Origin of the sequence: Bacillus sp. NP247, assembly GCF_018966865.1 — a bacterium.
Taxonomy (GTDB): Bacteria; Bacillota; Bacilli; order Bacillales; family Bacillaceae_G; genus Bacillus_A.
Map to the genome: position 1 here is coordinate 2417141 of NZ_CP076653.1, position 21618 is coordinate 2438758.

Genomic DNA, 21618 nt, shown 5'->3' on the forward strand with positions numbered 1-21618 from the left:
AAGTATAAAATGTCACATATAAATGACATTTTGATACACAAGCCTACAACTATTAATAGGAGGTTTATATTTGAATAACGTTAAAAACTATCGAAAATCTGAAGGCCTATCTCAGCTAGAATTAGCTAAAAAAGTTAATGTGGCTAGACAGACAATAAACTTAATTGAAAACAATAAATATAATCCTTCTTTAGCTTTATGTATCGAATTAGCAAAAGCGTTAAAAACAGATTTAAACAGCCTATTTTGGGAGGGAGATTAAATGATGAAAATTGAATGGAAAGAAAAAGTATATAATAATTTTATTGGAACAATTAGTGAAAGAGATGAGTATCAAAAACAAGAAATCAATAAAGAATTAGCTATAGCTGGAATTGGTTTATGGTGGTTAAATATGTTGGTAATGCTTATTATGTTACTCGTCGATACTATGAACCATACAATATCTATAGGCACTATATTTATTTTTCTTATTAATATGATTTATGCTAATTATTTAATCTTTAAATTGAAAAAGAAGGGCCTAAATGATACTGAGTGTGCAACAGAAGAAGAGTATTTAAAACATAAAAAAACATTAAGAAAAGCTGGCTTAAAAGCAGGTGTACTTTGGGGCTTCCAAATGTTTGTTTTTATGAATTATATCCTTCCCTATTTAGGCTCAGAAGAAATCTCGATTTCTTTATTTAATGTTGTGCTTTACTGCTGTGGTGGCGGATTTTTTGGTCTATCCATGTATATAGTCGGTTTATTAAATCTAAAAAAATTATATTAAGTAACTAGCCCCTCAGTAACTGAAAGTACTATTTAATATATAAGCGATTTACACATAAAACTTTAATTTTACATATGGTCGTCCTTTCGATTATAAAAAAGCGATCCAAAATAATGATTGGATCGCTTTCCCGAATAAACTATTACGCCACTTTAGGAGCTTTTCTCTCATGCCCACGTTGAACGATGAACAAGAAGACTGTTGATAAAATTGCACCTGTTAATAGTAAGATAAAGCAACCATCCCAGCCAGAACGATCAACAATAACACCAATTGCTGCGTTTGCTACAAGACTTCCACCTACATAACCGAACAGACCACACATACCAACTGTCGTACCTACTGCAAATTTCGGTACTAATTCCATCGCACTTAAACCGATTAAGAACTGTGGTACGTAAATTAAACATCCGATAATAGAAACTGCAATACTTACAACAAGTACGCTAGTTGCTTGCCAATATACAACCGTACCAATAACAACTCCAACCATACTAATAATACACAATGGCATACGTTTCCCTTTAAATAATTTATCACTTAAAAGACCAACAATTAATGAACTTGGAATTGCCATACCTTCAAAGATTGCGTATGCTGCATGTGCTTCATTTTTTGAAAAACCTTTAACTGTCGTTAAATAAAGTGGAACCCAGTTAATAACACCGAAACGAATTAAATAAACAAATGCATTCGCAATACATAAGAACCATACAAATTTATTTTTCACTACGTATTTCATTAAAATTTCTTTTGGCGACATCTTGCTAGCGTTATCTGCTTTTTCAAGATTTTCATAGTCATTACGATACTCATCAATTGGAGGCAGACCTTCAGACTCTGGTGTATCCTTCGCATTAATCCAAACAAGAACTGAAATTGCCATTGCGATAATCGCTGGGAAAATAAATACTCCGCCCTGCCAATTATTTTCACCGAAAATACCTACACCAATTCCGACAAGGGGCGGCACTAGCATTCCGCCAACGTTATGTGAAATATTCCAAATACCTGTTTTTGTACCACGTTCTTTCTTCGAGAACCATTTCGTCATAACGATACTACAAGGTGGTGCTCCCATACCTTGTACAATACCGTTCAGAACAAGTAATGTAACAATCATCCCAAATGAAGATGCAAAACCGAAACAAATATTTACAAGCCCTGATAAGAATAATCCGACTGCGATAAAACGCTGGGCGAAAGCTTTATCTGATAAATTCCCCATAAAGAACTTACTAAATCCATAAACAATTGCCATTACTGAACCTAGTAATCCAATTTCAGCTGTACTAAAACCATATTCTTGTACTAAATACGTACTTGATAACGTAAAGTTACTGCGCACTAAATAATAAGCAGCATATCCAACTGAAATTCCAATTAGTACACGAATACGCAGTAATGTATATACTTTAGCGATCATATCCGCTGGTAATCTCTCAATTGCAGGTGCTGGCTTAAGCCATTTAAACATATACTCTCGTCTCCTTTTCTCACTTTTGAGAGAGACGCTGTCTATTCCATATCTCGATTATCCCACTATTTGATATATTTTTGTTCGTCCTTCTAACTGGCTGACCTTCTATCTCTTTCTGATTCTTCGCAAACATCGTTGGTACGCCAAACGAAACTTTTTCTAAAATGTGCCCCGCTTCTTCTGATAAGCAATAATCAATAAATAAATCCGCAATAATACCACTCGGTGCACGTTTTAGTTTTGAAATCGCATTGACAGACAAACCTGTTTGCTCAGGTTCATTACTTACAATAGGAAAGCCTTGTTTCTGAAGCATTCTCTGATCTCCCGCAAAATTGATGCCTATCATATATTCACCGCTCGCAACCAGTTCTGCGGGCATATAACCATTCACCGTTACTTCACCAACTTGCCTTGCAAGATTCTTAACATACTCTTTCGCTTCTTCTTCACCTAAAGTATCAATAAGTGATTGAAACAACGTATATGCTGTGCCAGAAACATTTGGATCAGGCATTGCAATCTTACCCGTATATAACGGATCTAATAAATCTTGCCACCTTGATGGATATGGAAGACCGAGCGGTGCTATTTCTTCATTCCACCGCTCTTTATTAATCGCAATTGCTAGTTTCTCCACTTCATAACCGTACCAATAACCATCTTTATCTTTAACAGACTTTGAAATACGGTTCGCATGCTGGGTCGTAACAGGAATAGAAAGGTTCTTTTGCTTCATCATTTGATGCGCATCTACTGTACCGCCAATAATAATATCCGCTTTCGGATTTCCAGCTTCCTCTTCTACTCTCCGAAGAAGCTCTTCTGTCGATAGGCGAATAAATTCATATGTACACCCGCGTTGTTTACAAAATGATGAAAGCAAAGCTTCACCAACTTCCTCGCGGGCCGCCACATACGCAACAAGATGACGATCATCCAAAATAGGGAGACCACTTTTATTATATTTAATAGAGGTTGTATCTCGAGAGCAACTAGACATCGCTCCTCCGATTACTAGCAAAAAAAAGAAAAAGGCTATATTTCTCATGACACACTCTCCTTTACAAGGAATTCTGCTAGGGAGCCCTTCATATACATGACATTCCCGTTATTATCACCGAGATATTGCACAACAAAGTACGATGGATACACAGAAATAGTTAGAATATCCTCCCGCTCATTCTTTACACGCTTGCCTGTTTTATAGGCAGTAATATAAGCAATCGGCTCATTCTGTGATTGTAATAATTTCTGAATTTCTCCGTAATCTGTAATTTGCTTTGCGTATCGAATAGAATCAAATATTTGCGTAAGATCTATAGTACGTATTACATCCCCTTGCCTCACTACAACTTCCTTTGCCTCCGCAAAGAAATTACTAATGCGCTCTGGTGTATAATACAGACTTAACAAATACGTTTGCAATGCTGAGATCATCGGATCCGTACCATTCTTTCCGTATACATTAGCCTCATACTGGAACAAGTCACCTACTGCAAAAGTACGTTTATGTCCATTCAAGTACGTTACTTCTCCAGTAAATACTTGTTCTTGATTCTTAGCTTCTCTCGGCTCTATTCGAATTCGGTCAAAGAATGAAACAATCGTATGCAAACGAACTTCATCCGTTACAACAATTTCTCCCCACTTCTCATGCCTTACTTTCACTTCAGTAGGAAGGGATTCATTCACTCTTTGTAAAACGGCTTGTTTGTCATCCACAATTGTGATTCGATTATATATTTGCTTCTCAATAACATAAAACAAAATAAGAGAAACGATCATACAAAAGACAAACATAAGAATTTGAAATGATAGCCTTTTCATTTCTGCCTACCTCCAAGATAAAAAAACGTTGTTTCGAAAATACCGCATAATTGTTTCATAAATGTATCATTTAACCGCTTTCAAGTTTTTTATGTCTTCCATCCGTCTCGGAAGTAAAAATGTAATACATATTGTAGTTCCCATCTCTTCACTACTCTCAATCCGCATACTTCCGCCTTGCTTCTTCATAATCTCCTGACAAATGTATAAGCCATAGCCATTCCCGTAACTAGAAGGAAGCACCTTACCTTCCGGAGACTCATTCCATTCTGCAAGCACACCTTCATCCATACCAATACCATCATCATGAACAAAAACTTTCGCTTCCTGCTCATTTATAATTACATTCATACGAACTTGCGTAGCATCACTATATTTAATCGCATTATCAAGCACATTCAAGAAAATTTGCTTCGTCTTATCAAAATCCGCAACGACGTGTACTTCCGTTAACTCATTCATAACTTCAATTTCAAACTGCTGCAACCTGAGTTTCACAATCGAAATTGCTTCTTCTGCCAATTCTTTAATATTCACGACTGTAGGTGACACTTCAAACGTACTCGTCCCGTACTTTGAAGACTTAAGTAATTCCTCTACAAGTGATAATAGACGCTCACTTTCTACAGACACATAACGGAGGCTCTCCTGCACATCTTCCTTCGACTGTAACTTCGGAATTAAATCTACATAACCGATAATTGCTGTTAGCGGTGTTTTCAGCTCATGCGTAATGCGGTCCAAGAAATCTTTCTGTTTCTCTTTCTCTTCCTTGAGCTGCTTAATATGCAGCTCAATCCCATCAGCCATCGCATTAAAGGACGCTGAAAGCTGCGCAATTTCCACATACTCATTCAGCTCAATCTTACTTTCATAATCTCCATTCGCAAGCCGGTGTGCCATTTGCCTTAACTGATCAATCGGCTTATGAAGAGACTTCGCCAAACGAATCGCAAAGAAAATACCAGCAGCCACTAAACAAAGAGACGTCATTAAAAATGTCCAACTCACATTTGTTAAAACTTCCTTCTCATCCGTTAACTCATTTATAAAACGAATACTACCAATGACATCGTTTCCATAATAAACCGGACTTGAAAACAAAAGAATTGGAGCTGGGTCTCCCTCCTCGAAAACATAAGATTTCTTTCCCTTCAAAGAACTCCCAATGTCAATATTCCGATGAAGTAACGCCCCTTTTTGTGTATCTGCAACAACATCCCCATTCTTCCCAATCATCTGTACCCGGACATCCATTCGCTTCGCTAAATACGAAGCAATTAAAAGCGAATTAGGACCTAGCGTCTCCACCTCTGCTTCCTTCTCTAAATAATTCATCGTATAAATTTGCGCTTCCACACTTAACTTTTCTAAGGAATCTGCCGCATTATGATACACATTCTTCTCCAGTGCAATATAAACAACCGCATACAAAAGAACAAGAATTGGAATCAACAACCCAACTATTCCAAACACCATATTTCGTTTTAAAGACATATCATCACCACTTAACAATCTATCTTATAGCCAACGCCATAAATTGTCTTAATATACTCCCCGTTCGAACCAAGTTTCTTTCGAAGCCTCTGCACCATAATATCAACCGCTCTCGTATTTCCGATATACTCAAAACCCCATACTTTCTCAAGCAACTCATCTCTCATGAACACACGCTGCGGATTCGAAACAAACAACTGACATAAATTAAACTCTCGGTACGTTAACTGAATCTCCTGTCCGCTGACATGAACCTTTCGTTCCTTTGGACAAATCACTAACTCACCTGCGCGAATTACTTCATGACTTACAGTTGCCTCCTCCTTCTTCACACGCCGGCTCATATTCTTCACCCGAAGAATAAGCTCCGCATAATTAAAAGGCTTCGTCACATAATCATCAGCTCCAAGCTGAAGACCAAGCAACTTATCATTCATCTGACTCTTCGCTGTCAACATAAGCACCGGAATATCACGATCCTTCTCCCGGAATAAACGTAATAACTCATACCCATCCGTATCAGGAAGCATCACATCTAAAATAAGTACATCTGGCTGCTCATTCCATCTCTCTAAAGCTTCTCTCCCATCAGCCGCCGTCAATACTTCATACCCTTCCATCTCTAACTGCATCCGAATCAAATTACGAATACTCGATTCATCATCTACTACAAGTATTTTCATCATTCTCCTCCTTCCATCCTGTATTATAGTACAGTTTAGTATAGCAAAAATCATATAAAAAAAGAGAGGGTATTGTCGAACATATTTTGTCGACGATACCCTCTCTTTCACTTATTATATTTATTTAGCATATCCATTCGGTTGTTTTTGATGCCAATCCCACGCATGCTCGATAATTGTCTTCACATTTACATACTCAGGATTCCACCCTAACTTCTCTTTCGCTTTCTGAGAAGAAGCAACTAAACGCGCTGGATCTCCTGCACGACGCGGTGCTACCTCTGCCGGAATTTCATGATTCGTAACTTCACGAACTGCATCAACGATTTCTTTCACACTGAAACCATTACCATTTCCTAAGTTGTAGAAATCACTTTCTCCGCCATTTTGTAGGTCTTTAAGTCCTAAGAAATGAGCTGCCACTAAATCTTCAACATGAATATAATCACGGATACAAGTACCATCTGGTGTATTATAATCATCACCGAACATCATAATCTTCTCACGTTGACCTAACGCCACTTGTAAAACAAGAGGGATTAAATGTGTCTCTGGACGGTGATCTTCCCCAATAATGCCACTTGGAGTTGCACCAGCCACATTAAAGTATCTGAAAATCTTATAACGTAAATTAGAAGATTGGCTATACCAATGAAGCATCTTCTCGATTGCTAACTTCGTCTCTCCGTATGTATTCGTCGGATTTGTCATCGTTTCCTCAGTAATAAGGTCTACATCTACCTCACCATAAGTCGCCGCAGTAGAAGAGAAAATAAACTTATCTACTTTAAACTCATCCATTACTTCTAGCAAGCAAAGTGCACCATACACATTATTATTATAATATTGAAGAGGCTTCTCCATACTAACTCCAACTAAAGAATCAGCTGCAAAATGCATAACCGCCTCGATACTTTCTTGTTTAAAAACATCTCTTAAAAATGCTTTATCACGAAGGTCACCATTATAAAACTTCGCACCTTCCGTAATTGCATCTTCATGACCAGTTTGTAAGTTATCTACTACTACTACAGATAAACCTTCATCCACTAGTTTTTTAACAGCGTGAGAACCGATATAGCCAGCTCCGCCGCAGATTAGAATTGAATTCATTGTCTTCCTCCTACATATATTAGGATTTCGTACTCACTTTCTTATTATAAAAGGTATACGATTGCTCGTATACCTTTTGTGTATTCTTTATTACTTAGCTACAAAATAATCCGTTACGTACTGCGCCCAAACTTCATGCCCTTTAGCACTTGGGAAACCGAACTCTGTTTGTAAGTAAGGTAAAATTGCTTTCGTTGTTGCATCCGGCCATGCTCCCCAATGATCAACATATGTATAACCATTTTGCGTCGCAAATTGTTTTAATGCTTCAATCGCTTTCGGATAATTCTTCGCACCATACACTGGGTTTGATGGTTGAATCATAATTGTAGCGCCTTTTGCACTAGTAGAAAGTGCCTGTACAAACTTCTGTGTACTCGCTACAGAATTTCCATTACCAGTTTTTCCGTTATCAGTAATAAATGGTGGCTCAAATAAAATTACATCTGGATTTTCTTTAGCAATCTCTTTATCACGTTTATTCGTGATTAATTCCTCTGTACTTTCACCCTTATATTCCTTTACCGTCACATTCCATAAACCTTTACCGTAAGAAGCCTCTAAATTAGCAGTGAACTTAGCTACCCAAGCATCTTTTTCAGATGAAGAAGCTTCATCACCAACAATAACAAGATTTACTGCCTTTTTATCCTGAGCAGCCTTCTTTAACTTCTCTTTCACTGCATCTGGCAAGTTCTTTGCGTATGCTTCATTAAAAGATAACTTTGCATCTTGTTTTTTCTCTTCTTTTTTCTCTTCCTTCTTCGCTCCGCTATCTTTCACTTCAGCCTTTGTTTTCGTTACTTCACTTGTCTGTCCCGTCGCATTCGCAATCTTCTTATTCCAATATAGTTTACCGCTCACAATCGAAGCGACAAACAATACAAAAATAAATAGGACAAGTACTGCTTTCTTATTCATCGATTCACCTCATCTATTAATCTCACAATATATAATACTAATATAAATCTACGCATAAATAAACCCAACTCCTTCCAAAGGAGTTGGGTCATTACATATTACTTCGTCAATTCAAGATGTGCTCTTAACTTGTTCGTTATATCTTGTTTTGCTGCATCTGGAACATAGTAATACCAAATACCGTCGGCTGCTTTGTGGCCGTCACCTGGGATTTGGATTTCTTCACTATTTTGCATGCAATCTTTATAGTTCTTTTGAATATCAAACATTTGATCTTGAGTTAAACTTGTTTTTACGTTTTTCTCAATCGCTTTTAGTACGTCACCGTAGCTTGCTAGAGAAGATACACTTGCACCCTGTTTAATTACCGCTTGGATGACTTGACGTTGGCGCATTTGACGGCCGAAATCACCGCGTGGGTCTTCGTAACGCATACGTGTATACTTTAATGCAGTTTCACCGTTTAAATGAATATTTCCTTTAGCAAAATGTGATTCTCTTGATGTAAATTCTAAATCATTATTTACATCAACACCGCCAACAGCATCTACAATATCTTTGAATCCAGCCATATTTACTTCAATATAATGATCGACTGGTACATTAAGAAAATTCTCTACTGTCTTTACAGCCATATCAATGCCACCAAAGGCATAAGCATGGTTGATCTTATCTTTTTTTCCTTTCCCTACAATCTCCGTATAAGAATCTCGTGGGATACTCGTAATTTTCATAGACTTTGTTTTTGGATTTAAGGTAAATAACATCAGTGAATCTGATCTACCTGTTCCATTATCTTCCTGATCTACACCCATCAGTAAAATAGATATAGGTTTATTATCCGAAACATCTACTTTCTTATCTCGTTTATCAGACTTATCACGATCCAAAGGCTTATGAACTGTATTTAACGTATTAGATACATTAGAGTAAACAGTATATGCATATACACCACCAGCAATAACAAGAACACCAATGATACCTAGAATCCAAAATAGAATCTTTTTCTTCATCGTTTTTCCTTCTTTCAAATAACAAATTCAGTAATCTTATACTTACTATTATTCCACATAAAACTATACAGATTTACAAATCATTTGTAAACCACTGATTCTTCCACTATCTTATAGCTTCTTGAGAAAATCTTTTAAAGCTTCCTTCCAATCTTGGAACGATTCAAATCCATTTTCTTCAATCATCCCTTTGTCCAGCACTGAGTATTTAGGGCGTGCAGCAGGCCTTGGAAAGTCTTCTGTCGTTAGTGGATTGACCACTATTTCAATATTGGATTGCTCGAATATCTCTTTTGCAAACTCATACCACGAACACACCCCTGAATTAGAACCATGATATATCCCATATTTATCAGTTTGTACCAGATTAATAATAAATCTCGCTAAATCAGTTGTATAAGTTGGTGAACCCACTTGGTCATGAACAATCCCTAATTCTTTCTTCTCCTCTGCCAAACGTAGCATCGTCTTCACAAAATTATTACCATATAAACCAAATACCCAAGAAGTCCTAACAATATAATTTTTTGAACAATACTCTTGTGTATACTGTTCTCCAACTAATTTTGATTTACCGTATACAGTCTGAGGATTAGTTTGATCATCCGCTTTATATGGTTCATTTTTTGTTCCATCAAAAACGTAATCAGTACTTACATAACAAAACTTTGCCCCCACTGCTTCAGCAGCTTGTGCTAAATATTTCGTTCCTTCAGCATTAACTTTAAAAGCAGCTTCTTCATCGCTTTCAGCTTGATCAACTTGTGTGTATGCTGCTGTATGAATAATAATATCCGGCTGAATTGATAATACTTTTTCACTTACTTGTTTTTCATCCTTGATATTTAACTCTTCTCTGCCGAACCCAAATACTTCCCATGTCTGCTCTTCTAATAACCTTAATACATCTTGTCCTAACTGTCCTTTTGCTCCTGTTACCAATACTTTCATATTTTATACCTCTAATCTATTAGCATATTGATTCTTGAAGTATTCTTGGTATTCTCCAGAAATAATATTTTTCCACCAATCTTGATTTTCTAAATACCATTTAATAGTTTGTTCAATACCTGTATCAAAGTTATACTTTGGTGACCAACCTAATTCTTCACGAAGTTTTGTCGCATCAATTGCGTACCGACGATCATGACCTGGGCGATCTGTAACATACTTAATTAGGGATTCTGGCTTATCCAATGCTTTCAAGATTGTTTTTACGATTTCAATATTTGTACGTTCATTGTTTCCACCAACATTGTACACTTCACCATTTTTTCCATTATGAAGTACTAAATCGATTGCTTGACAATGGTCTTCCACATGTAGCCAGTCACGTACATTTAAACCATCGCCATATACAGGTAATTGCTTATCACTCAATGCATTAATAATCATTAGAGGAATTAACTTCTCTGGGAAATGGAAAGGTCCATAATTATTTGAACAACGCGTAATGTTTACAGGCAATCCAAATGTTTCATGATAAGCACGAACTAATAAGTCCGCACCAGCTTTACTTGAACTATAGGGGCTATTTGATGCCAAAGGTGTTTCTTCCGTAAAGTAACCTGTTTCGCCTAAAGTTCCGTATACCTCATCTGTTGAAACTTGCAAGTATTTTTTTACTTCTGCATTTTTAGCAGCATCCAGTAATACTTGTGTACCTTGAATATTCGTTTGAATAAAGATATCAGGGTTTGTAATACTTCTATCCACATGTGACTCTGCTGCAAAATTTAATACATAATCAAATTTTTCTTCTTTAAATAATTGATTAATAAACTGACGATCTGCTATATCGCCTTTAACAAATTTATAATTAGATAATTCTTCAACATCTTTTAAATTCTCTAAATTCCCTGCATATGTTAGCGCATCTAAATTTACAATATTATATTTAGGATACTTCTTCGCCATATATCGAACAAAGTTACTCCCAATAAATCCTGCGCCACCTGTTACTAATACTTTCATGTTATTCCTCCTTATTTCTCGTACACAAAATTAATATCTGCTTCTTCTAATAGTGGATGCTTAGTATCTTTTTCTGAAAGAATTGGTTCACTTATTGGCCAATCTATTCCTAATGCTGGATCATTCCATAGAATACCTGCATCATGGTTAGGAGAATAGTATTCATCTACTTTGTATGCCACTGTTGAATTTGGTACTAATGTACAAAATCCGTGTGCAAATCCTTTTGGTACAACTAATTGACGCTTATTATGTTCACTTAAAATAACACCAACCCACTGACCATATGTAGGTGAGCCTTTACGAATATCAACAGCTACATCATAAATGGCACCTGTAATACAGCGTACTATCTTTGTCTGCGCTTTAGGATTTAACTGAAAATGTAATCCACGTAATGTTCCAGGTGGTACTGATAAAGATTGATTATCCTGAATGAATTCATACTCCAAACCAAGTTTATCAAAAACATCTTTATTATAACTTTCCATAAAATATCCACGATGATCACCAAATACTTTAGGTTCTAAAATAACAACATCAGGAATCTTAGTTTCAACAATATTCATTATACGTACTCCTTTATTGATAAATTGGCTGTTTTTGTTTACTTTGTTCTGCCAATCGGATTAAATATTGACCGTATTGATTTTTTTTCATTGGCTCTGCTAATTCAAATAGTTGCTCACGTGTAATATACCCTTTTCTAAAGGCTATCTCCTCTAAACAAGCTACTTTTAAACTTTGACGTTTTTCAATTGTTTCAATAAATTGAGATGCTTCTAGTAATGACTCGTGCGTACCAGAGTCTAACCAAGAGAAGCCACGTCCAAGAATTTCAACATGCAACTCTTGTAATTGTAAATAGACCTTATTTATGTCGGTAATTTCTAATTCACCACGAGATGATGGTTTAATATTTTTTGCAATCTCTATAACACGATTATCATAGAAATATAAACCTGTTACAGCATAATGTGATTTTGGCTCTTGAGGTTTCTCTTCAATAGAAATAACCTTTCCATCTTCATCAAACTCCACAACCCCAAAACGTTCTGGATCATTTACATAATATCCAAAGACAGTTGCCCCTTCTTGACGTTCTACAGCGCTTTGTAATAGTTTCGTCAAACCGTGACCATAGAATAAATTATCACCAAGAACGAGAGCTACAGAGTCATTACCAATGAAATCTTCTCCAATAATGAATGCCTGAGCTAAACCATCCGGTGAAGACTGCACAGCATATTCGAGCTTTATTCCAAACTGTGAACCATCTCCCAATAATTCTTTAAAACGCGGTGTATCCTGTGGTGTAGAGATAATTAAAATCTCTTGAATACCCGCAAGCATTAATACTGATAGTGGATAGTAAATCATTGGTTTATCATATACAGGTAATAATTGTTTTGATACTGCTTGTGTTAGTGGATATAAGCGTGTTCCACTACCCCCAGCTAGAATAATACCTTTCATAAATTACTCGCACTCCTTTTTATATCATAGAAATAGGGAATAAATCTGTCCAGATTCATCCCCCTTCTAATTTATGTTATGACTTTAAAAATAAAGATTCATAATCATTTACAATTTTCTCCCATGAGTATTCATGGATAATTCTACCTTTCGCCTTACTACTCAATTCATTAATTTGCTCTTGTGAATATCGCTCAACTTCATGAATTAAGTTAGCCAAAGAGCCACTTTCTTTAGAGAAATAAACAGCTCCATTTTCCCCAACCTCTTTATTAAACACCACATCTAAAAGCATATTTAATTTTGTTGAAGCCAATGCTTCTAATAATGATGGATTCGTTCCACCCACTTCATGCCCATGGAAATATGCAAATGCATTTTCACGAACTTTCTTCAATAATTCTTGGTCATATACAGTTCCAACAAACTTAACACGAGGATCCTTATCAAAATTCGTCGTTGCTAATAAATCTTGATAAAATTGATTTTGTTCAACGTTAGAAATAATCACAAAGTCTTTCTTAGAATCTGACTTCATAAATTCACGAACCATTAGCTCATAGTTGTTCTCTGGAACGAAACGACCAACTACTAAATAATATTCATTAGCATTTATATCATGTTTCTTATACCATTCATTTAATTTTACATCATCGTCTTTTAAAGATGATGATGTAACATCCGCACCATAAGCAATAAATGTCGTCTTAGGGCTGAACTTTTTATAATCTGTTTTAATATATGACTCAATTCCTTTAGAATCACATACTAATAAATCTGCATTTTTAACCATTAACTTCTCAGATATTTTCCAATATGTTCTGATAGCAGGACTCCATTTACTTCTTTTCCATTCATGTCCATCTGGATTTACAAATACCTTTACACCCATTTTTTCTAGTTTAGTTTTATAGAAAGAAAAGAATGGACCAATACGACAAGCAAGCACGTAGACAATGCAATTTGTAAGGTTATTTTTTTTAATATAACGGATGCACTCTTTTAAACTTAAAATATCGTACGCTACTGCTTTAGCACTACCGATTTCAGGTGTTTTCACATTAAAACATCTTGCATCATTATGCTTGAACTCATCATTATTATTAGCTAGACAAGATACTTGATATTGAATCTCTTCACTTTGTTTTCGAGCTGTTAAGTATTCTACAAATGTTTCGAATCCACCATACTTTGCTGGAATTCCTTTCGATCCGATAATAAATACATGCTTCATTTATTCTTCTACTCCTGCTCTTACCTCTTGATATAGGCTTATTATTTCATTCGTATGTTGTTCCATAATGTAAGGGAATTTCACTTTTAATATATTTTCATTTATTTTCTCTAATACCGAAGGATTGTCCAATATTAAAGACAATTTATTCGCAAAGTCATTTCCATCCGCCTTATAAATAAACCCAGTTTCTCCATCTTCTATTAAATCCTTAAATCCGACATGTTCAGAAACCATGATAGGAACACCATAAGATTGGGCTTCTAGGCCAATAAATCCAAATGTTTCTTTCCAAATGCTCGGAACAATTAACAAATCAATTCCATTAAACATTTCTTTTAATTGACTGTACTCATATCGCCCATGAAAAGTATAATTCTTTGGATTATAGGTTTCTGGATCATTTAAAAAATCACCATATACATTTAAATGCCAATTTTCATATCCATTTTCCTTCAAGCAATCCAATGTATCTTTTAAAGCATAAAAACCTTTATATACGTCTACAGGGCCCAGATAGCCAAATCTTAAAATCGAGCTCTTCTCCGTTCTATATAAACGCTCTTGACGGTGATCATAAATATCTTTATGACTAATGGAAATCACTTTTCCTTTTACATCTAAAAAGCTTTCGAACTGCTCTTTTGCAACAGAACTATTAAAATGGAAATAGTCTATTAATGCAAACACTTCTAAATAATACTTGCGTAATTCTACATATTGAATAGCTAGATTATTATCTAATTTTGTTACCTTTTCCGGTATACTAGATACTTCTACACTCTTTTTAACTTGCTTTTTTTTAAATTTCCTTAGTGATTTCACAATACTACTATCCTTTAAATATCTATATGGATATGATTGCATAACATAAATCATCGGAGAACTAAGAGCATTAATATTACACGATAGACAATTACGACCAGAATTGAAATCTTCGCAAATATTTCCTTCCGTATCCATAAAATTAACCTTGGGACAAAGACCAAAATAATCATGCGTAGTGAATACTAGCTTTATAGATAGGTCCTTTGCTACTTCAAAAAACTCTTTATGTATTCCCATCAAAGTATGCACGTGAATTACATCTGGACTTATTTGCTTTAAATACTCTTCATAAATTTTCTTATCCACTTTTTTCATAAATAGTTGTGGTTGATTAATACCATTTAACAAGGAAATAGGTAAAGGGTTTACTAATTCGTAAACCCCTATGTTTCCATACGATTTATTCTTTTTAATAGCTACTTTTTTTGAAACAGTAATTTTCCCAGGATATAAGAGAAATACTTTATACTCACTAGATTGTTGAAGCATTAAATCCACTGAGTACTTTGTTAAACCGCCTGTACGATACGGTGGTAATCCCAGTGAGATATGCAATATTTTCACTTTGTTTTCTCCTTCATTTCAAGACGACTTTTTACTATTCTCACTGGATTTCCTACGGCAACACTATATGGGGGAATATTTTTATTAACTAGGGTATTAGCGCCTATAACACAGCCGCTCCCAACTTCCACGCCATCTAAAAAAACTGCTCCCGATCCTATCCAGCAATCATCGCCTACAATTATTCCTTTATTAGTAACACCTTGTTCTTTGATTGGAATATCCGTTCTATCAAAATTATGATTCTCCGAATGAAATCTGACATTCTGTCCCATAATTACATTACTACCTATTTCAATACCTCCGGCCGCTCCAAAAAAGCTAAAATCACCAATGCCACTATTCTTGCCTATTCTCGCACCTTTGCCTAATTTCTTTAGGCTCCCTGAACAAGCAATTATAGTATACGAACCAATTTTAACATTATCTCCAATGTGAAGTCCTTCTTTAGATAAACCATCTAGAAACACACCTTCTTCTAATGTAATACCATTCCCAAATTCAATTGCATTTCTATTCTTTATCCTAACTCTTTTTCCCACAAAAAAAATCTTGCCACACTTTTTTAGACCTATTCGCTTATAGATACCTCGCCATATACTAATTAATCTAGAAAATAGTATACCTATAAAATTAGTAGTTCTAATGCTACTATCTAGTTTATATTCCGTTTTCTTTAATTTACTAATGACAAAATTTAAAAATACAATCATATCTATTCAATCCTTTTTAAATGCCCACAGAATAATTTATTGATTTAGAATTTTCCTTTCCAAATCTCTAGCAACGTTAATCCATTTATAATCTATTGCTGGTTGGTGCCACTTCTCTTGACCTAAAACCATTGCATTATAAATTTGTTTCATGGCATCATATATATAATTTTCTTCATTTAAAATAATAGGACCTTTTTTAACTACATCCATCGTATCCTTTAACTCGTCCATCTTATCTCCTAAAATAGTTAACACAGCTGCTTTACTACCTAGATATTCGTATACTTTCCCAGGTACTTGTGTACTATTCTTATTTCCATATAACAACAAAACATCCGCATACACAACATACTTTAACGCTTCTTTGTAAGGCATAAGTGATTTTACGGTGACATTTTCTATTTTTCTTAATTTAATCTCATCTTGAGCATCTGTAAATTGTCCTATGAAAATAACATGTATTTTCTTAAACATATCATAGTTTTCATTTTTTAATTTTTCCAATGCATTACATAAGGGATTTATATCACGTAACTCTTTATAAATTGTTCCCGTGTGTACAATATTAATTTTATCACCTTTTAATTCTAACGGTTTCTCTTCTTTTTCTATATCAATGTACAAATTTTCATCATATCCACGATATACAATTTCTGTATTTTCAGGATATATTTTGTATTTATTAACATACATCTCACGTGTACCATTAGTTGTAAATAATAATTTATCCACTCTACTAATAATATTCTTTTCAATTTTCTCTTCAATAAATGTTTTAAAAACCGACCTTCCTTTTCTTAAACTATCACCATTCCACGGATCACTCCAATATCCCACCCATCTTATATTTGGGAACCGCTTCTTAATTTTATATGCAACAACATGACTAGAAGGTGTTTCATGCATAGAAAAAATACAATCATACATTCCATTATCCTCTATTAAAGATAATGCTTTTTTATAAGCTGGATTTATCCACTGTACGAACGGATCTGGAATTAGAATATTTCGTTTTACAAACGCACCTATTTTCTTTTTTAATTTGAATTTATTATTGTTATTTAGTTCACTCACAGTACTACTTGATTTTTTAGTATAAGAGAAATTGTATAATAACCCTGGTGGTATTCTATGAACTCTTACATCTTCATCAAATACGTTTTCTAAATTCTGATCATATGCTATAGAATCTTTGGGATATTGAATTGCAATTACATCTATTTTATTTCCTAAACGACTCAAATAATTTATATAATTCAATGCTCGTACATTCCCTGAACCAATAAAAGGAGGGAGTTGTGTTGCAATAAATAAAACTTTCATGAGACTATTTTCACTCCCCTTATATCTAATCATAAAAAATTAACATTCTATAATAAAATTCTTTAAGTTACTTTTTATTTCTTTATTGAATTATTGGATTGAAATTGTTCAGCATAAAATATTACAGGTAATGCAAATAAAAATATAGGTAACATCTCCCTATTAAAAATTACATCCATCATGCAACTGATTAATAAAGCGACAATAAATCCTATCATTTTTTTATTACATTTTAAAATCCGCAGAACTATTGTTAAAAATATACATATAAATAGCACTCCTCCTATAATACCGTGCTTCATAAATTCATTTAAAAACAAATTATGAGCATTACTAAAAACCTCACTTCCATAATAGTGAGTCGTTAAAACATATTCTTTAGAAATGGTTACTACCCCAAAAGGATGGTTAGCAATAAATTCTATAGCAGCTTCCCATATATAGCGTCTTCCTCCAAATGTTAAAAGATCCCTCTTTTCCAATAAAACATCAAGAAATTCTTTTACTAATATTATTAAAAATACTGTACCTATTATTAATAATATAAATTTAATATAACGATTCACATTTTTAAAATCGATTAAAAATATGAATAGTATCATTGTTACAGCAAGGGTTGTCATAGAATTAGAAAGATACATATCTACCAAACCAATTATAATAAAAACCAATCTTAAAGTTCTATTTGAATTTTTATTATAAAAAATAAACATAATTGCTATTAAGCAAAAGAAGGCGAACCTAACCTTATGAGTCATGAACCAAGATAGTCTGTTTTCTCCAAACATATAGTAATAATCTAAAGAAGGTATAAAATTTAAAGATGATAAAGAAATTTCCAGTTTACTATACCCCATTATAAACATAATTAAAGCTAGTGCTAAACAGCTACTAAGTATAATTGTCATAAATCGAAAAATTTCTCCCGGCAGTTGCTCATACCTTTTAAAATCTATCATTAACAATACAAGTGTAATATAAGGAATATTATCAATTAACAATTGTATTAAGGCTGATTGATTAATGTATAAAGCATTAATCAGAGTATAAACAACATATAAAATCACTAAATAAATCAAAGCATTCTCTAAAAAAGTAAAAGAAACTTTTTTCTTTTTAACAACTAAATTCATGAAAAACACTACAATGTATATACAACAAATAATGGTTGAAATGGATAACACTGATTGTTCATTATCACCAATTTGTTTATAAGCTATTAATCCAAAAGTAAAAAAATACAATAATTTTAAAATCACTCCGTACATTTTTTCTCCTTTTACTCCCGCTCTATAGTATATATGCCTTCTAAAATTAATACATTTGCATAAGTATTTTTAACATTAATCAACTCTCCATTAGGAAAGCGTATCTTTTTAATGTACTGTCCACCAAATGATATGGATATTCTTTGGTTATTGTTATATATTTTTGATTTAATACTGAACTGATTTTTATTAATCAATCTAATTTCACAATCATCCCTTAATTTAACGTAATCAGCCAATTCACTACCCGTACAATACCATACATTCTTGGTTTTCAAATAATTAAACAGATGCAACAGGCTATATTTATCATCAATGATATTTGGCGCTTGTCTTCTACCGTCATCTCGAGAGGGAGCCATATGTTCTTGAATACTGATTACCAATTTATTTTCTAATAAGTAATCTACTGTTTTCATTCTTTTTTTTATTAGACTTCCTTTAAGAGCTTTTTTTATTAGATCTTTAAACGATTCAATCTCTTTCTTTAACAAATCATTCATTAATGCCCCATTTACAGTCGAAGGAATGTCTACTACTTTATTTTTCCCAAAGTATTTAATATCATAATTTGTTAACGGATTAAAGTCTTGCCCACCTATGGCACAGTTTGATTCTTCCTCAAGCCCCTTGTTCCAAAACCTGCACCACCAAGAAAAACCTGCTTTGTCTATACTGTCATCTGAATATTGATTACTTGCATATCCACAATACTTCCCACCCTTAGCATACTCTCCTGTGGTATCCTTAAAAATCTCGTTACCATATTCAATTGTTGCAACTGCTTCTTCCACACTTTCAAATAATTCCCATTCTTGTTTAAAGTCATTATTGGTTATTCCCACTTTACCATGGGTCGTCCCATGATATGTAAGCTCAAACTTAGGATTTTGATGAATTTCTCTAAAAAATTTTTTAGTCTCTTCATCGCAATTTATAAAATTTGAAACAGAAGGTATTTTAGGGTTTTCAATCATTCCTACTCTAATACCCACAGGAACAAAAAAGGTAACCTTCACGTTTGGAAAAAAAGAGAGTATGTCTTCATTTAAAAATCGAAAAGAAGAATTATCTTCATTCTTCCAATAACCCCAATCTTCCCCTAACTCCAGTTTTCCATTATTAGTAGTATCTACCCATACATTTGCTAGATCATCTATCATAAATAAAACTGGGGAATCTGCATCATTAAACCACTTACATATACTGATATTCATAACATTTTCTCCTCAATAAAGGTTTGATTCTACTCCCAAAACCGCAATACTTGTTAGTACCATTTTTTAATACCTACATTTACATACATTTAATTCTAGAATTTTAGTTATGGATATTTTTTAGTGAACTCACTTTTTCCTTCTATTGGCAATTGAGGCAAATAATCTTTTTATTTCTTTTACAGTAATGAATCTAAATAAAATTAATAACACTACATATACTAAACATAATAGTATGTCTAAACAAAATTCGGCATATAAATTTCCTATAGGAGATATTAAAGTTATATAAACTCCATATAGCAAAAGAAATATAATAAAATATCTATATGGGTACCATAGCCCTAGACCTAAACTATAATATTTTTCACTAAAATAATAATAAAGAATGTTTGCTATTAAATAGGCAATAATTGTTGCAAGTGCAGCACCATTAATACCTAATTTAGGGACGAGCAAAATATTTAATACTATATTTATAATGGCGGTAATTACAACGATAACTGAATTTAATAGCATTTTATTAGCAATATGTAACCCTAAAGAATAAAACTGCCCCACTCCCCACACAAAATATGAAATCGTGATTAGTGGGATAATCTTATAGGCACTTAGATATTCATCAGTAGCTAAAATACTTATAGCTATCTTACCGAAAATGGCTAATCCGAAGATACAAAAACACCCTATAATATTATACCAATGAAACATTTTTTGTATTTTTTCTTTACCGTTAGTTTCCTTATAAACTTTGAACTTAAAAGATGTAAAAATTTGTGCAAATGGTGTAATAAAAACAGGATTTATTAACATTCCTATTTTATAAGCTATTGAATACATCGCCACTGCTGAATAGCCAACCATACCTTTTATAAAAAAACGGTCAACTAAATTTAATATCCATGCTGATACTTGTCCGAGTAGCATCCCTCCTCCATAATGAAGCATTTTTTTTAAATAATGCTTCTGGATTTTAGGCCTGTAATGTTTTAAATTTAAAATAAACAAAACAATAAACACTATTAAATTCGAAAGTAAAACAGCTTTTAATATACCAATAATCCCTTCTCTTATTACTCCAACAAAATAAGAAGCAAATAACAAAGTTAATACTAGAATAACTAACTGTATAATTGCTGATTTAAAAGCTTTAAATTCCATTGCATAAAAACTAGAGTATATAGAAATTAAGCATGTTAAAACGGAACTAATCACCATCATCCTTAGATATAAAGCTACCTGAGGATCTCCATTAAAGACATATTTTGAAATAAATGGGCTTACAAAGTATACAATTATAAAAAAAATGCCTCCCCATAGAAGCGAAAAATTTAAAGCCGTATTTTTTAAGTGATACTTATTTTTAACATCATTAAAAAATCTTTTCATCCCAGAGTATACTTCAAGTGTAATTGCTAATGACAATAGTTGTTGGATTGTATTTAACAATTCATATTTCCCATATTCTGCTTGGGCTAAGTTTTTGGTATATAAAGGAATAAGTAGCATATTTATTACTTGGGTTAAAATTGCAAAAACCACATAGATTAATCCATTGGATGCTACCTTTTTATTGTCCATATTCATATTTATTCACTAATCCCCAGTTATCTGTTTAATTATAAAAAACCATTCATATCTATTGCCTGATTAAATCGAGTCCTTATTATTTAATTTTTTAAAATATACTTTTTAATTGTACAACC

At 33.6% G+C, this 21618-nt stretch carries 21 protein-coding genes; 2 read left to right on the forward strand and 19 right to left on the reverse strand.

The window, feature by feature from the left end; translation table 11 throughout:
- Nucleotides 1-70 precede the first annotated feature (70 nt).
- Both KPL75_RS12815 and KPL75_RS12820 read left to right on the forward strand, forming a co-directional pair.
- Nucleotides 71-262 (forward strand): helix-turn-helix transcriptional regulator, encoded by a 192-nt coding sequence (locus KPL75_RS12815; protein WP_002089683.1) that lies wholly within the window; start codon nt 71-73, stop codon nt 260-262.
- Nucleotides 263-775 (forward strand): DUF3278 domain-containing protein, encoded by a 513-nt coding sequence (locus tag KPL75_RS12820; RefSeq protein ID WP_219920899.1) that lies wholly within the window; start codon nt 263-265, stop codon nt 773-775.
- A 142-nt stretch (nt 776-917) separates the two neighbouring features.
- Here KPL75_RS12820 and KPL75_RS12825 read toward each other — a convergent pair whose 3' ends face one another.
- From KPL75_RS12825 to KPL75_RS12915, 19 genes are all read right to left on the reverse strand, one after another.
- Nucleotides 918-2252 carry an MFS transporter gene (locus tag KPL75_RS12825; RefSeq protein ID WP_219920900.1) on the reverse strand — a complete coding sequence of 445 codons (1335 nt, stop codon included), beginning with the start codon at nt 2250-2252 and terminating at the stop codon, nt 918-920.
- A 19-nt stretch (nt 2253-2271) separates the two neighbouring features.
- Nucleotides 2272-3306 (reverse strand): ABC transporter substrate-binding protein, encoded by a 1035-nt coding sequence (locus KPL75_RS12830; RefSeq protein ID WP_219920901.1) that lies wholly within the window; start codon nt 3304-3306, stop codon nt 2272-2274.
- The gene (locus tag KPL75_RS12835) at nt 3303-4085 is read right to left on the reverse strand and encodes a DUF3919 family protein (RefSeq protein WP_219920902.1); all 783 of its coding nucleotides are present in this window, start codon (nt 4083-4085) and stop codon (nt 3303-3305) included. The genes KPL75_RS12830 and KPL75_RS12835 overlap by 4 nt, the downstream gene beginning before the upstream one ends.
- Nucleotides 4086-4151: 66 nt before the next feature.
- The gene (locus KPL75_RS12840) at nt 4152-5582 is read right to left on the reverse strand and encodes a HAMP domain-containing sensor histidine kinase (protein WP_219920903.1); all 1431 of its coding nucleotides are present in this window, start codon (nt 5580-5582) and stop codon (nt 4152-4154) included.
- An 11-nt stretch (nt 5583-5593) separates the two neighbouring features.
- Nucleotides 5594-6265: a response regulator transcription factor gene (locus tag KPL75_RS12845; RefSeq protein ID WP_002198808.1), complete on the reverse strand. Its 672-nt coding sequence runs from the start codon at nt 6263-6265 to the stop codon at nt 5594-5596.
- A gap of 120 nt (nt 6266-6385) precedes the next feature.
- Complete coding sequence (gene galE, locus KPL75_RS12850; RefSeq protein ID WP_219920904.1) at nt 6386-7378, reverse strand: UDP-glucose 4-epimerase GalE; 993 nt, start codon at nt 7376-7378, stop codon at nt 6386-6388.
- Between the two features lie 90 nt (nt 7379-7468).
- Complete coding sequence (locus tag KPL75_RS12855) at nt 7469-8299, reverse strand: SGNH/GDSL hydrolase family protein (RefSeq protein WP_219920905.1); 831 nt, start codon at nt 8297-8299, stop codon at nt 7469-7471.
- Between the two features lie 98 nt (nt 8300-8397).
- Nucleotides 8398-9312, reverse strand: a complete 915-nt coding sequence (locus KPL75_RS12860; protein WP_219920906.1) for a polyisoprenyl-teichoic acid--peptidoglycan teichoic acid transferase TagU — start codon at nt 9310-9312, stop codon at nt 8398-8400.
- Nucleotides 9313-9423: 111 nt separating this feature from the next.
- The gene (rfbD, locus tag KPL75_RS12865) at nt 9424-10263 is read right to left on the reverse strand and encodes a dTDP-4-dehydrorhamnose reductase (protein ID WP_219920907.1); all 840 of its coding nucleotides are present in this window, start codon (nt 10261-10263) and stop codon (nt 9424-9426) included.
- Between the two features lie 3 nt (nt 10264-10266).
- Nucleotides 10267-11286 (reverse strand): dTDP-glucose 4,6-dehydratase, encoded by a 1020-nt coding sequence (gene rfbB / locus KPL75_RS12870; protein ID WP_219920908.1) that lies wholly within the window; start codon nt 11284-11286, stop codon nt 10267-10269.
- 11 nt (nt 11287-11297) lie between these two features.
- Nucleotides 11298-11855, reverse strand: a complete 558-nt coding sequence (gene rfbC / locus KPL75_RS12875) for a dTDP-4-dehydrorhamnose 3,5-epimerase (RefSeq protein ID WP_219920909.1) — start codon at nt 11853-11855, stop codon at nt 11298-11300.
- 13 nt (nt 11856-11868) lie between these two features.
- Nucleotides 11869-12762 carry a glucose-1-phosphate thymidylyltransferase RfbA gene (rfbA, locus tag KPL75_RS12880; protein ID WP_219920910.1) on the reverse strand — a complete coding sequence of 298 codons (894 nt, stop codon included), beginning with the start codon at nt 12760-12762 and terminating at the stop codon, nt 11869-11871.
- A gap of 76 nt (nt 12763-12838) precedes the next feature.
- A complete protein-coding gene (cps2T, locus tag KPL75_RS12885) occupies nt 12839-13996 on the reverse strand; it encodes a beta 1-4 rhamnosyltransferase Cps2T (protein WP_219920911.1) in 1158 nt (385 codons plus the stop codon).
- Complete coding sequence (locus tag KPL75_RS12890) at nt 13997-15388, reverse strand: glycosyltransferase (protein ID WP_219920912.1); 1392 nt, start codon at nt 15386-15388, stop codon at nt 13997-13999. It abuts the gene before it with no gap.
- Nucleotides 15385-16101, reverse strand: a complete 717-nt coding sequence (locus KPL75_RS12895; protein WP_219920913.1) for an acyltransferase — start codon at nt 16099-16101, stop codon at nt 15385-15387. The genes KPL75_RS12890 and KPL75_RS12895 overlap by 4 nt, the downstream gene beginning before the upstream one ends.
- A gap of 36 nt (nt 16102-16137) precedes the next feature.
- Nucleotides 16138-17427: a glycosyltransferase family protein gene (locus KPL75_RS12900; protein WP_219920914.1), complete on the reverse strand. Its 1290-nt coding sequence runs from the start codon at nt 17425-17427 to the stop codon at nt 16138-16140.
- Between the two features lie 74 nt (nt 17428-17501).
- Entirely contained in the window at nt 17502-18695 is a 1194-nt protein-coding gene (locus KPL75_RS12905; protein WP_219920915.1) for an O-antigen ligase family protein, read from the reverse strand.
- Nucleotides 18696-18706: 11 nt separating this feature from the next.
- A complete protein-coding gene (locus tag KPL75_RS12910) occupies nt 18707-19912 on the reverse strand; it encodes a hypothetical protein (protein ID WP_219920916.1) in 1206 nt (401 codons plus the stop codon).
- Between the two features lie 129 nt (nt 19913-20041).
- Nucleotides 20042-21499: a lipopolysaccharide biosynthesis protein gene (locus KPL75_RS12915; RefSeq protein WP_219920917.1), complete on the reverse strand. Its 1458-nt coding sequence runs from the start codon at nt 21497-21499 to the stop codon at nt 20042-20044.
- Nucleotides 21500-21618 lie beyond the last annotated feature (119 nt).

Coding starts and splice junctions, on each gene's coding strand:
- rfbA (WP_219920910.1), bottom strand. CDS start 12,762: ATGAAAGGTATTATTCTAGCTGGGGGTAGTGGAACACGCTTATATCCA.
- KPL75_RS12855 (WP_219920905.1), bottom strand. CDS start 8,299: ATGAATAAGAAAGCAGTACTTGTCCTATTTATTTTTGTATTGTTTGTC.
- KPL75_RS12895 (WP_219920913.1), bottom strand. CDS start 16,101: ATGATTGTATTTTTAAATTTTGTCATTAGTAAATTAAAGAAAACGGAA.
- KPL75_RS12900 (WP_219920914.1), bottom strand. CDS start 17,427: ATGAAAGTTTTATTTATTGCAACACAACTCCCTCCTTTTATTGGTTCA.
- KPL75_RS12825 (WP_219920900.1), bottom strand. CDS start 2,252: ATGTTTAAATGGCTTAAGCCAGCACCTGCAATTGAGAGATTACCAGCG.
- rfbC (WP_219920909.1), bottom strand. CDS start 11,855: ATGAATATTGTTGAAACTAAGATTCCTGATGTTGTTATTTTAGAACCT.
- rfbB (WP_219920908.1), bottom strand. CDS start 11,286: ATGAAAGTATTAGTAACAGGTGGCGCAGGATTTATTGGGAGTAACTTT.
- KPL75_RS12830 (WP_219920901.1), bottom strand. CDS start 3,306: ATGAGAAATATAGCCTTTTTCTTTTTTTTGCTAGTAATCGGAGGAGCG.
- KPL75_RS12910 (WP_219920916.1), bottom strand. CDS start 19,912: ATGAATATCAGTATATGTAAGTGGTTTAATGATGCAGATTCCCCAGTT.
- cps2T (WP_219920911.1), bottom strand. CDS start 13,996: ATGAAGCATGTATTTATTATCGGATCGAAAGGAATTCCAGCAAAGTAT.
- KPL75_RS12820 (WP_219920899.1), top strand. CDS start 263: ATGATGAAAATTGAATGGAAAGAAAAAGTATATAATAATTTTATTGGA.
- KPL75_RS12915 (WP_219920917.1), bottom strand. CDS start 21,499: ATGAATATGGACAATAAAAAGGTAGCATCCAATGGATTAATCTATGTG.
- KPL75_RS12835 (WP_219920902.1), bottom strand. CDS start 4,085: ATGAAAAGGCTATCATTTCAAATTCTTATGTTTGTCTTTTGTATGATC.
- KPL75_RS12845 (WP_002198808.1), bottom strand. CDS start 6,265: ATGAAAATACTTGTAGTAGATGATGAATCGAGTATTCGTAATTTGATT.
- KPL75_RS12905 (WP_219920915.1), bottom strand. CDS start 18,695: ATGTACGGAGTGATTTTAAAATTATTGTATTTTTTTACTTTTGGATTA.
- galE (WP_219920904.1), bottom strand. CDS start 7,378: ATGAATTCAATTCTAATCTGCGGCGGAGCTGGCTATATCGGTTCTCAC.
- KPL75_RS12840 (WP_219920903.1), bottom strand. CDS start 5,582: ATGTCTTTAAAACGAAATATGGTGTTTGGAATAGTTGGGTTGTTGATT.
- rfbD (WP_219920907.1), bottom strand. CDS start 10,263: ATGAAAGTATTGGTAACAGGAGCAAAAGGACAGTTAGGACAAGATGTA.
- KPL75_RS12860 (WP_219920906.1), bottom strand. CDS start 9,312: ATGAAGAAAAAGATTCTATTTTGGATTCTAGGTATCATTGGTGTTCTT.